The organism is Parvimonas sp. D2, assembly GCF_035282635.1.
Taxonomy (GTDB): Bacteria; Bacillota; Clostridia; order Tissierellales; family Peptoniphilaceae; genus Parvimonas.
This window is the reverse complement of the sequence record NZ_JAYKBO010000001.1, coordinates 390,865-403,059: the sequence shown is the minus strand read 5'-3', so window position 1 is coordinate 403,059 and position 12,195 is coordinate 390,865. Positions and strand designations below refer to the sequence as shown.

The following is a 12,195-nucleotide window of genomic DNA, read 5'->3' as shown; positions in this document are numbered from 1 at the left end:
TAGCCATGAAAAAAGAAAAAAAATGGGATCCTGAAGATTTTGAATTAGAAATGACAACACATTGGTCTTTTCCAAATAGAGGAAATTGGGCAACTCATGATGCAAAGTGGAGAGGAAATTGGTCACCTTATATACCAAGAAATATAATTCTTAGATATTCAAAAGAAAATGATATTGTATTAGATCAATTTGTTGGTGGGGGTACGACCCTTGTTGAAGCAAAACTTTTGAACAGAAATATTATAGGTGTCGATGTTAATGATATAGCAATACAAAGATGTAAAGAAAAAGTAGATTTTGAATATAAGCAATCCAATAGCAAAGTGATAATTAAAAAGGGAGATGCAAGAAATTTATTTTTTCTTGAAAATGAAAGTATAGATTTGATATGTACTCATCCACCATATGCTAATATTATAAATTATAGTGATGATTTGGAAAATGACTTGTCTAGATTAAATATAAAGGATTTTTTAATACAAATGGAAAAAGTTGCAAATGAAAGCTATAGAGTCCTTAAAAAAGGAAAGTTTTGTGCTATATTAATGGGTGATACTAGACAAAAGGGTAATATGATACCAATGTCTTTTAAAGTTATGGAAATATTTAAAAAAACTGGATTTACTTTGAAAGAAATTATAATAAAAGAGCAACATAACTGTAAAGCTACAGGATTTTGGAAAACTAATAGTATAAAATATAATTTTTTATTAATAGCACATGAATATTTATTTATTTTTAAAAAATAAATAAATTATAAAATTATTTAATAGTAAAAATAGGAGGGAATATGAGAAAACCTTGGAACGAATATTTTATGGATTTAGCGAAGATGGTTGCAACTAGAGGAACTTGTGATAGGGCTTATGTTGGTTGTGTTTTAGTTAATAAGGATAATAGAATTATATCAACTGGATATAATGGTTCAATTTCAGGTAATCCTCAATGTGACGAAATAGGTCATACAATGAGAGATGGACATTGTATTGCAACGATTCATGCAGAACAAAATGCACTTTTGTATTGTGCAAGAGAAGGGATAAAAGTAAAGGGTTGTACTTGTTATGTAACTCATTTTCCTTGTTTAAATTGTACTAAGGCTTTAATCCAAGCAGGAATTTCTAAAATTTATTATGAAAATAGTTATAGAATGGATGAATATGCGATAGAATTATTGGAAAGAAACAAAATAGAATATATAAAAATTGGTAATTAGATTATAAAAAATTAATTGACATAATAAAAAAATAGAGTTAGAAACAACTCTATTTTTTAATGCTTATAATAATTCCTCAATATATTCAAATTGAATATCTTCATCTTTTTTAGCATAAGCCATATCTCTTTCTTTTGTAACTGCAATATCATCTACAAAAAATGGTTTAATAGTTTCAGTGTTATTATCTTCATTTACTATCTTTACTTTTACAATTTCTGATAGAGTATAACTGTCAACTATAATGCCTTTGCCTTCACTTGTTATTACATAAGTACCACAAGGTGGAATTTTTTTTAATTTTTCTTCGTAAACATTTTGTTCGTATTTCAAACAACACATTAGTCTACCACATGTTCCTGAGATTTTATTTTGATTTAGAGATAGAGATTGATCTCTTGCCATTTTTATAGTTACAGGAGCAAATTCTCCTAAAAATCTTTTGCAACAACAAACTTGACCACAAGAGCCGAGAGCACCTACTATTTTCGCATGATCTCTAACTCCAATTTGTCTAAGTTCGATTCTATTTTTAAATATATATGCAAGGTCCTTAACCAATTCTCTAAAATCAATTCTATTGTCAGAAACAAAGTAAAAAATAACTTTTTGATTGTCAAAAGTATATTCACAATCAACTAATTTCATATCTAAGCCGTGTTCATTTGCTTTTACTTTGCAAATTTCAATAGCATCTTTAGCTTTCTTTTTATTTTCTTCATGTATATAATCATCCATGTTATCAGCAATTCTCAAAACTGGTTTTAATGATGAAACTAGTTTTGATTCTTCAACTTCTCTAGGTTCAATGGCTACATTTCCATACTCTATACCACGAGAAGTTTCTACGATTACATTATCATTTTTATTTATACTAAAGTTGCAGGGATCAAAGTAATATATCTTTCCGGCTTCTTTGAATCTTATCCCAACTACTTTTTTCATGATTCCTCCTAAAATTTATACACACATATTATACCATAATTTTCTGTTGAATACTAGATATATTAATTTAATGGGATTAAAGTTGTCATAAAAAACAACGGAATTTTTTCCGTTGTTTTCTAAATTAAATATAAGATTATACTCTTGATTATGACAGAATTAAGTGATAGTAAATTATTCTCTGTTTTTTAGAACTTCGCTGAAATTCATTTTTGATATTCTATAAAATTGTAATATACTTACAAATAAATAAGTAGCAATAGTTATCACAATTGACATTATTACAATTTTTGGCGAAATATCAAGCTCTAAATATCCTGAAAATTTTAGCATTGAATAATACATTATTTGTTTTACTGTATATATTTCAAGTGGTATTAAAGCTATTAAACTTAATAATACTGTTAGAGTTACTGGTCGAATATAGATTTTTGAAATTTCTCTATTAGTGTAACCGAAAATTTTTAAATATGCAATCTGGATAGTATTTTTATCTGTTATTATTTTCATTAGACTGTAAGTAAAGCCTGCTAAGAATATTGTAGATACAGCTATAAATGCAGATAGCATTGGTCCCATGAGTTTAGACATCTGTTTAGAAACATCTGTCATTGAATTTTCATCTATTGTTGTTGAAACATACTTTTCATCAATATCCAATTTTTCATTACTAAAATATCCATTAAAGAATTCTTTATTTTGCTCTAATTCTTCATTCAAATATTCTTGCTTTATAAAGGCTGAAAGATTAGCAGACTTTTTGTGTATATTAACTATTTTATAAGTCTTTTCTTTATCTGACAATTTCCCTTTAACTGTTATTTCATCTCCAACATACTTTCTAAGTTTCTTTGAAAGATTTTCACTAATAACTATCTCATTTTTGTTTTCGGGTAGTTTGGTGTTTTCAAAGTATTTTGAATTTTCAGTAATTCCTAAAAGAAGTATGTCTTCATCTGATTTTTTGATACTGTGATAAACCCTTGCTGGTGTAGTCGTATATTTTTCTGCTGTTTTATTGCTAATTTCAATAGGAGCCTTTAGCACATATTGATATTTACTAATCAAATTTTCTTTTATATTATTTCCGTAGTTGTCGAATGTAGGTTTTGCAGAAATTCCAAAGATGAATAATATTGAAGTAATAAATATTCCAAGTACTATCGCTACATAATCACCTTTGTTGGATTTTATAATTGATTTTCTAAATGAGCCTAAAAAGTTTTTGTTGACTTTTAATTCATTTTCATGCTTTGATTTTCTTTTATTTTTATAATGTTTTAAATTTTTTCTTAAAAAATCTAAAGGTGTGAAGTTTAATTTTCTATAAATATAAATATAATTAAAAATTAAAATTATTGAAATAGGTATGATAGTCGTAATTATTAATGCTTCAAAGTTGAAACTAGGAGTGAAGTTCTGCATATTAAATGATTTGTAGTAAACAGATTTAAAAGAATTTGTAAAAACTGTGTACCCAAAAATATTTCCTAAAACAGCAGCTAAAAATGTAATTATAACAGAGTTTGCTATATAATTTATAACGAGCTCTGATTTTTTATATCCATTCGCAAGAAGTATTCCAATTATTTCAGATTCTTCTTGTATTTTACTCACAATAGAAAGTGCAAATATGAATCCTATTAGCGTTACCATTAGACAAAGCATAACAATAACCATAGGCCTATCTCCACCCATATCGTCAATCAAATAACTTATAGCATTATTATCTTTTTTTGGAAGTTGTTCTAAAACTGTTTTTGATATATTTGCAGAATTTACAACTTCTTTATTTTTTTCTTTCGTTTCTTTTTCACTTAGGTTTCTATCATTAAATCTATATGAAACTTGATATTTTAACTTGCTTTCGTTAAAAATATCTTTGTCTTTATCAGATACTAATCCTACTCCAAAATCTATTGCATTAAATATTAAATCTGTAGATTTTTGAAAAGATGAATTATAATCCGGAGTTGCTATTAAACCAACTATTTTAAAGCTTCTTTCTTTATTATCTTTAAAAAATTCTTTTTTAAAAGTGATAGTGTCACCGACTTTTAAATCATTATTTTCAGCAAATAATTTATTTATAGCTATTTCATTTTTGTTTTTTGCAAGATTACCTTCATTTATAACAGGGAGATTTATATTTTTTCTATTTGTATAAAGTCTAATTGTCTTTTCATCTTTATCATCTTTAATTTTATTAATTTTTGCATCAACGTAAGGAGCTTTTTCGACTTTAACATTAGTTTTTTCAATGGATCTTAATATTTCATCTGTAGGGTCAAATGCGAATAATATTTTTCCATCTTCAACAACTCCAGTTGACATAAGTTCATAATATAAAGTCTTGATACTTCCTGATGAAACTAACATGCCTGAAGTTGTGGAAATCATAAAAAACAGAAGTATAAAGAGAAATAAATTTTTTGACCATTGAGCTTTTAATCCTCTAAGAATTCTTTTATTTAAATTTCTCATGTTACCACTCCAATTCTTGTGCATCAATTACCTTGTCATTTTCAATTTCTTGACATATAATTCCATCTTTTAGCCTTATTGTAATATTAGACATCTTTGTTATTTCTTCATTATGAGTTGCAAGAATAATGGTAGTTTTATATTCCTTATTTATTCTTTGAAGTAGGGATAAAATATCCTTTGAAGTTTTATAATCTAAAGCACCCGTAGGCTCATCACAAAGTAATATTTCAGGTTTTTTTATTAAAGCACGGCCTATTGCACATCTTTGTTGTTGTCCACCTGATAATTGTCTAGGATATTTATTTTTATGTTCCCATAGACCTAAATCTTTTATTAATTTTTCAATATCCATAGGGTCGTTATGTATAAAGGAACCTACTTGAATATTTTCTGTTACAGTTAAATCTGGAATCAGATTATAAAATTGAAAAATAAAACCTAAATATTTTCTTCTAAAATTTGAAAGGGCATTTTGTTTTAAACTTGAAATTTCATATTCATTTATATCTATAGAACCACTGTCGATTTTTTCAAGTCCGCCAATAGCATTAAGTAATGTTGATTTTCCTGAACCAGATGGTCCTAATAGAGTACAAAGTGCACCTTTTTCTAAAGAAAAATTTATATCTTTTAAAACGGAAATTTTATTTTCATTTGTTCCATAAGATTTGTTTAAATTTTTTACAACTAAAAACATAAATACCTCCATAAAAATTTATTTAACTATAAACAAATTATAGCACTTTCGATATTTATTATCAACAATAAAATTTTATAACAGAAAGTATTTTTTAATTTGATTATTAAAGAAATTTTTGCGGTATATTAGTTACGTTATAGATGAAAAATATAGTATAATATTATATAGATTATTTTAAATAAAAATATTTGATTAATAAATAAATGGGGAGTACATTATGGAGTTTGTTTTAAATTCAAAATTTAAGCCTACAGGAGATCAACCCGAAGCTATTGAAAAAATATCGGATTCAATTAAAAAAGGTAATAAAGAAATAATTTTAAAGGGTGTTACAGGAAGTGGAAAGACCTTTACAATGGCAAATATTATTGAAAAAGTTCAAAAACCAACACTTGTAATTGCACATAATAAGACTTTGGCTTATCAGCTTGCGAGTGAATTTAAAGAATTTTTTCCTAACAACGCTGTTGAGTTTTTTGTGTCCTATTATGATTATTATCAGCCTGAAGCCTATGTTCCACAATCCGATACTTATATAGAAAAAGACAGCTCAATAAATGATGAGATAGATAAACTTAGACACTCTGCGACAATGTCTCTTTTTGAAAGAAGAGATGTAATCATTGTTGCTTCTGTTTCTTGTATTTATGGTTTAGGTGATCCAATAGACTATGAAAATTTAGTTGTTTCATTAAGACCAGGAATGATAAAAGATAGAGATGAAGTTATAAGAAAACTTGTAGATATTCAATATGTAAGAAATGATATTAATTTTATTCGTGGTACTTTTCGTGTAAGGGGAGACAGTTTAGAAATATTTCCAGTTTCCTCATCTGAAAATAGTATTAGAGTAGAATTTTTTGGAGATGAGATAGATAAAATTTCAGAAATTGATGCCTTAACAGGCAATGTAATAGGAACACGTGAGCATGTTGCAATTTATCCTGCATCTCACTTCGCTACAAGTTCAGAAAAAATCGAAAGAGCAATTGGTACAATTTCAAAAGAATTGGAAGAAAGACTTTTAGTTTTAAATCAAGAAAATAAATTAGTTGAAGCTCAAAGGCTTGAACAGAGAACAAAATATGATTTGGAAATGTTACAAGAAATTGGATTTTGTAGTGGTGTAGAAAATTATTCTGCTCATTTAAGTGGTAGAGAAAGAGGTTCAAGACCTTATACTTTGATTGATTATTTTCCTGATGATTTTTTGATTATTGTAGATGAAAGTCATGTTACTGTTCCACAAATTGGAGCAATGTATGAAGGGGATAGAAGTAGAAAACAAAATTTGGTTGATTATGGATTTAGATTGCCTTCTGCTTTGGATAACAGACCATTAAAATTCACAGAATTTGAAAGTATGGTAAATCAAATCTTATATGTATCTGCAACTCCTGGCAAGTACGAAAAAAGCCATAATTTAGAAGAAGTTGAACAAATTATAAGACCTACAGGACTTTTGGATCCTTTAATTGAAGTTAGAAAAACAGAAGGACAAATTGACGATATAATTGGTGAAGTAAATTCAGTTATTAAAAAAGGAGAACGTGTTTTAATTACAACTTTGACTAAAAAAATGGCTGAAAATTTAACGGATTATTTAAAAAATGTAGGAATAAAAACAACTTATTTGCATAGCGATATTGATACGATTGAACGTATGGAAATAATTAGAGATTTGCGTGTTGGAAAGTTTGACGTTTTGGTTGGAATAAATTTATTAAGAGAAGGACTTGACTTGCCTGAGGTAAGTATGGTTATAATTATGGATGCAGATAAGGAAGGTTTTTTGCGTTCTGAAACTTCTATGATACAAACAATCGGACGTGCTGCAAGAAATGTAAACGGAAGAGTTATTATGTATGCTGATAGAATTACAAAGTCAATGGATGTGGCAATTAAGGAAACAAATAGAAGGCGTGAAATTCAAAATAAATACAATATAGAGCATAATATCACTCCAAAGAGTGTTAAGAAAGATATTAGAGAGATTATTCAAGCTACAAAGGTTGCTGAGGATAATGTGGATTATAAAACAGAAGATGTTGAAATTACAGATTATGAAAGTTTCATTGAAGATTTGAAAAATGAAATGTTATCTGCTGCCGATTCTTTAGACTTTGAAAGAGCAGCATCAATAAGAGATGAAATAAAGAGATTAAAAGAAATGTGGGGATTAGATGTCTAAAAATACGATTAGAATTAAAGGGGCAAAAGTAAATAATTTAAAGAATATAGATTTGGAAATTCCAAGGGATAAAATGGTTGTTTTTACAGGACTTAGTGGAAGCGGAAAATCATCTTTAGCTTTTGATACAATTTATGCCGAAGGGCAAAGAAGATATGTTGAGAGCTTATCAAGTTATGCAAGACAATTTTTGGGTCAAATGGATAAACCTGATGTTGAATATATTGATGGACTAAGTCCGTCAATTTCTATTGATCAAAAAACTACAAATAGAAATCCAAGATCTACTGTAGGAACTGTTACTGAAATTTATGATTATTTAAGATTGCTTTTTGCAAAAATTGGAATTCCAAAATGTCCAATATGTGGAACTGAAATAAAAAGTCAAAGTATCGATCAAATGGTTGATAGGGTTATGAAACTTGAAGAGAGAAGTAAGATATTTGTGTTAGCTCCTGTAATTCGTGGAAAAAAGGGAGAACATAAAAAACTTTTAGAAAATATAAAAATTCAAGGTTTTGTTCGTGCGATTATTGACGATAAAGAATATGAACTTACTGAAGAAATTGAATTAGATAAAAATAAAAAACATAATATTGATATTGTAGTTGATAGACTTGTTGTAAAAAAGGGGATTGAATCAAGACTTACAGAGAGTTTGGAAACAGCTTTTAAATTTAGTGATAGTATTGTTAAGGTTAAAGTGGTTGATGGAGAAGAAATTTTATTTTCTGAAAAAATGTCCTGTCCTAACGGGCATATTTCATTTGATGAAATTGAACCTAGAACTTTTTCTTTTAACAGTCCTTTTGGAATGTGTCATGATTGTAATGGACTTGGAAGCCATAAAATTATAGATCCGGATTTGGTAATTCCTGATAAAAATAAATCACTTTTAGAGGGAGCTATTGAATGTTACAATATGACTACCGGAGAAGATGGATACTATTATAAAATATTTCACGAAATCATAAAATATAATGGTTTTGATGAAAATACTCCTTTTAAAGATTTAAGTAAAGAAACTATAGATGAACTTCTTTATGGGACAGGATTAAGAAATATAAAATTTAGGTTTGAAAGTAAGTTTACAAATGAAAATAAAACTTTTAATAAACCATTTGAAGGAATAGTAAAGAATTTGGAAAGAAGATATGCTTCTTCTCCAATGTCTTCTATGAGAGAAAAAATTGAAACAGTGATGTCTGAAATGGAATGTGAAACTTGTAAAGGAAAAAGACTTAATGAAAAAGCTCTTTCAATTTTTATAAGAGATAAAAATATTTCAGATGTTACTGCAATGTCTGTTCAAAAATTAAATGAATGGTTTAATGATTTAGAATTAACAGAAACTGAAAGTATTATTGGTGAAAGAATTTTAAAGGAAATTAGAGAAAGACTTAAATTTTTAAAAGATGTAGGTCTTGAATATTTAACTTTGGCAAGAAGTGCTGGAACTCTTTCAGGAGGAGAAAGTCAAAGAATTAGACTTGCAACTCAAATCGGTTCAGGGCTTGTTGGAGTTGTTTATGTTTTAGATGAACCAAGTATCGGTTTACATCAAAGAGATAATGAAAAACTTTTAAATGCTTTAAGAAATTTAACAAATCTTGGAAATACTTTGATTGTAGTAGAACATGATGAGGATACTATTCGTTGTGCTGACCATATTGTAGATATTGGACCAAGAGCAGGCATTCATGGTGGAGAGGTTGTTGCTCAGGGAACTCTTAAAGATATTATGAAGAGTAAAAAATCTATTACAGGTGCATATCTTTCAGGAAAAAGTAAGATAGAAGTACCTAAACAAAGAAGAAAATACACAGATACAATTAAAGTTTTTGGAGCAAGAGAAAATAATTTAAAAAATATTGATGTTGAATTTCCTATCGGTGTTTTTACTTGTGTAACTGGTGTTTCCGGAAGTGGAAAGAGCAGTTTGGTAAATTCAATTTTAAATAAAGAATTGTCAAACAAATTAAATAGGAGTAAACAAAAAACAGGAAAATTTGATAGGATAGAGGGCTATGAAAAACTTGATAAAGTTATTGAAATTGACCAAAGTCCGATAGGTAGAACTCCGCGTTCAAATCCTGCAACTTATACTAAACTTTTTGATAATATAAGAGATGTTTTTGCCATGACTACAAAGGCAAAAATGAAAGGATATAGCAAAGGTAGATTTAGTTTTAATGTTCATGGTGGTCGTTGTGAAGCTTGTAAAGGAGACGGAACAATAAAGGTTGAAATGCACTTTTTACCTGATGTATATGTTCCTTGTGAAGTTTGTGGTGGTAAAAGATATAATAGAGAAACTTTGGAAGTAACATATAATGGAAAAAATATTTCAGATATTTTGGAAATGACTGTTGAAGATGGACTTAAATTCTTTGAAAATCATCCTTCAATAAAAAGAAAATTACAAACTTTATATGATGTAGGATTGGATTATATTAAGATTGGTCAAAGCTCAACAGAGCTTTCAGGAGGAGAGGCTCAGAGAGTTAAACTTGCATCTGAACTTGCTAAACGTGGAACGGGACAGACTGTTTATATTTTAGATGAACCGACTACAGGATTACACATTGATGATATAAAAAAATTGATTGAAGTTTTAAATACCTTAGTTGAACAAGGAAATACTGTTATTGTTATAGAACATAATTTAGATATGATAAAAATTGCAGATCATATAATTGATTTAGGTGTTGAAGGTGGCGATGGTGGAGGAACCATTGTAGTAACAGGCACACCTGAGGAAGTTGCAAAATGTGAGAAATCATATACAGGACAATTTTTAAGGAAAATATTAGGAGAGCAAAATGGATAGATATATTTTAATTTTAACAGATACCTTTGAAGAAGTTGAAGCACTTACTCAAGTTGATTATCTTAGAAGAGCGGATATTAAGGTCGATATGATTTCAATTACAGGAAAACTTCAAGTTACAAGTAATAGAGGAATAACTGTTTTAGCAGATGATTTGATTGAAAATATAAATTTAAAAGAATATGCAGGAATTATTATTCCAGGTGGACTTCCTGCTGCTTTTGATATCAGAGATGATAAAAGAGTTTTAGAAATAATAAAGAAATTTGACGAAGAGCATAAATTAATTTCTGCGATTTGTGCAGGACCTTCAGTTCTTGCAAAATCAGGTGTTTTATCCGGAAGAAATGCAGTTATTTATCCTGGAATGGAAGATGAGTTGCTTGATGCAAATGTTAAAGAAGATGCAATTTGTATTGATGACAATATAATTACAGCAAGAGGAGCAGGACTTGCAGGAGAACTTGCTTATACATTGATTAGAAAAATAAAGGGAAAAGTTCAAGAAAAACAAGTTCGTTTTATGTCTGTTGATTATTTGTTGAGGGATTTTATTCTAAAGGAAGAAAAGAATGGAAAATAAAAAAATAGAATTTAACTCTTTGAAAATTGAAGAGCTTGAAGATTTATTTTTAAGTTTGGGAGAAAAGAAGTTTAGGGCTGAGCAATTTTTTAGATTTATGCATCAAAAGAAAAACTTTGAAATAGAAAATTGCAAGCAACTGCCTAAAGTTTTAATTGAAAAACTAAAGGAAATAGGATATATAAATACTTCTTCAATTTATACAAAATATGAATCAAAGCTAGATAATACAAAAAAATATTTGATTAAATTATATGATAATAGAATAATTGAAACTGTATTTATGGACTATGGAAGTTATTGTACTGTTTGTATTTCAAGTCAAGTAGGTTGTAGAATGGGATGTACTTTTTGTGCGTCAACAAAAGAAAATTTTAAAAGAAATTTAACTTCTGCTGAAATGTTAAATCAAATTTATTTAATAGAGAATGATTTGAATTTAACTATAAATAATGTTGTTATTATGGGTATTGGAGAACCACTTGATAATTATAATAATGTAATAAGATTTTTGAAAATTATAAATTCTGAAAAAGGTAAAAATTTGAGCTTAAGAAATATTACAATTTCAACATGTGGGCTTGTCCATAATATTTATAAATTAGCTGATGAAAAATTACCCGTAACACTTACAATTTCACTTCATAATCCATTTCAAAATGAAAGACGAGAAATAATGCCGATTTCAGATAATTTTTCAATTGATGAGATATTAAAGGCTTGTAAATATTATTTTGATAAAACTTCAAGAAGAGTAAGTTTTGAATATACACTAATCAAAGGACAAAATGACTCAAAAAAACATGCGTTGGAGCTTAAGAATATTCTAAAAGGTTTAAATTGCCATGTAAATATAATCCCTTTAAATTCAATAAAAGAATTTGATGGAGAGGCTCCTAGTACAAAGTATATTTATTCTTTTAAGTCGATGCTAGAAAATTATGGAATAAATGCCACGATAAGAAAGAAACAGGGCGATGATATAAATGGAGCTTGTGGACAACTTAGACAGGGCGTTTTAGAAGAAGAAGCATAGAATTATTTTCACTAAGCAAGAATTAATTATAAACTCATAGATTGAAGTTCATATTAAAAGTATAAATAATATGTGAATTTTCTATGAGTTTTTGTTATACTAATTTTTAAAAAATTATTTGTTTTAGTTATGAAAAACGTTTTTAAAAATTTTAGTAAAACTATTGAATTGTTTAAACAATAATGGTAAAATATATATGTAGTTTAA

The 12,195-nt window shown here is 27.9% G+C and carries 9 protein-coding genes; 6 read left to right on the top strand and 3 right to left on the bottom strand.

The features are described from left to right. Positions 1–5: 5 nt before the first annotated feature. Both VJI77_RS01860 and VJI77_RS01855 read left to right on the top strand, forming a co-directional pair. On the top strand, positions 6–749 hold the full coding sequence (locus VJI77_RS01860) for a TRM11 family SAM-dependent methyltransferase (RefSeq protein ID WP_248110287.1): 744 nt from the start codon (positions 6–8) through the stop codon (positions 747–749). A gap of 41 nt (positions 750–790) precedes the next feature. Next, positions 791–1,216, top strand: a complete 426-nt coding sequence (locus tag VJI77_RS01855) for a deoxycytidylate deaminase (RefSeq protein WP_009372833.1) — start codon at positions 791–793, stop codon at positions 1,214–1,216. 63 nt (positions 1,217–1,279) lie between these two features. On the opposite strand, the gene VJI77_RS01850 is transcribed toward VJI77_RS01855, so the two are convergent. From VJI77_RS01850 to VJI77_RS01840, 3 genes are all read right to left on the bottom strand, one after another. Continuing rightward, entirely contained in the window at positions 1,280–2,161 is an 882-nt protein-coding gene (locus VJI77_RS01850; RefSeq protein WP_004833069.1) for a PSP1 domain-containing protein, read from the bottom strand. Between the two features lie 174 nt (positions 2,162–2,335). Next, the gene (locus tag VJI77_RS01845) at positions 2,336–4,645 is read right to left on the bottom strand and encodes an ABC transporter permease (RefSeq protein WP_323988028.1); all 2,310 of its coding nucleotides are present in this window, start codon (positions 4,643–4,645) and stop codon (positions 2,336–2,338) included. 1 nt (position 4,646) lies between these two features. Beyond that, on the bottom strand, positions 4,647–5,345 hold the full coding sequence (locus VJI77_RS01840) for an ABC transporter ATP-binding protein (protein WP_323988027.1): 699 nt from the start codon (positions 5,343–5,345) through the stop codon (positions 4,647–4,649). A gap of 220 nt (positions 5,346–5,565) precedes the next feature. Here VJI77_RS01840 and uvrB point away from each other — a divergent pair, with 220 nt between their 5' ends. Genes uvrB through rlmN form a run of 4 tightly spaced genes read left to right on the top strand, consistent with a single transcriptional unit; the run spans position 5,566 to position 11,988 of the window. Then, positions 5,566–7,539, top strand: coding sequence for an excinuclease ABC subunit UvrB (gene uvrB / locus VJI77_RS01835; protein WP_009354255.1), 1,974 nt, complete (start codon positions 5,566–5,568; stop codon positions 7,537–7,539). Continuing rightward, complete coding sequence (uvrA, locus tag VJI77_RS01830; protein ID WP_323988025.1) at positions 7,532–10,369, top strand: excinuclease ABC subunit UvrA; 2,838 nt, start codon at positions 7,532–7,534, stop codon at positions 10,367–10,369. The genes uvrB and uvrA overlap by 8 nt, the downstream gene beginning before the upstream one ends. After that, positions 10,362–10,952, top strand: coding sequence for a DJ-1 family glyoxalase III (locus tag VJI77_RS01825; RefSeq protein ID WP_323988023.1), 591 nt, complete (start codon positions 10,362–10,364; stop codon positions 10,950–10,952). Before uvrA ends, VJI77_RS01825 begins: the two co-directional genes overlap by 8 nt. Continuing rightward, positions 10,942–11,988, top strand: coding sequence for a 23S rRNA (adenine(2503)-C(2))-methyltransferase RlmN (rlmN, locus tag VJI77_RS01820; protein ID WP_323988021.1), 1,047 nt, complete (start codon positions 10,942–10,944; stop codon positions 11,986–11,988). Before VJI77_RS01825 ends, rlmN begins: the two co-directional genes overlap by 11 nt. Positions 11,989–12,195 lie beyond the last annotated feature (207 nt).

What these genes read in the sequence shown, in the direction of transcription:
- VJI77_RS01860 (WP_248110287.1), top strand. Translation starts at nt 6, where the DNA reads ATGAAAAAAGAAAAAAAATGGGATCCTGAAGATTTTGAATTAGAAATG.
- VJI77_RS01855 (WP_009372833.1), top strand. Translation starts at nt 791, where the DNA reads ATGAGAAAACCTTGGAACGAATATTTTATGGATTTAGCGAAGATGGTT.
- VJI77_RS01850 (WP_004833069.1), bottom strand. Translation starts at nt 2,161, where the DNA reads ATGAAAAAAGTAGTTGGGATAAGATTCAAAGAAGCCGGAAAGATATAT.
- VJI77_RS01845 (WP_323988028.1), bottom strand. Translation starts at nt 4,645, where the DNA reads ATGAGAAATTTAAATAAAAGAATTCTTAGAGGATTAAAAGCTCAATGG.
- VJI77_RS01840 (WP_323988027.1), bottom strand. Translation starts at nt 5,345, where the DNA reads ATGTTTTTAGTTGTAAAAAATTTAAACAAATCTTATGGAACAAATGAA.
- uvrB (WP_009354255.1), top strand. Translation starts at nt 5,566, where the DNA reads ATGGAGTTTGTTTTAAATTCAAAATTTAAGCCTACAGGAGATCAACCC.
- uvrA (WP_323988025.1), top strand. Translation starts at nt 7,532, where the DNA reads ATGTCTAAAAATACGATTAGAATTAAAGGGGCAAAAGTAAATAATTTA.
- VJI77_RS01825 (WP_323988023.1), top strand. Translation starts at nt 10,362, where the DNA reads ATGGATAGATATATTTTAATTTTAACAGATACCTTTGAAGAAGTTGAA.
- rlmN (WP_323988021.1), top strand. Translation starts at nt 10,942, where the DNA reads ATGGAAAATAAAAAAATAGAATTTAACTCTTTGAAAATTGAAGAGCTT.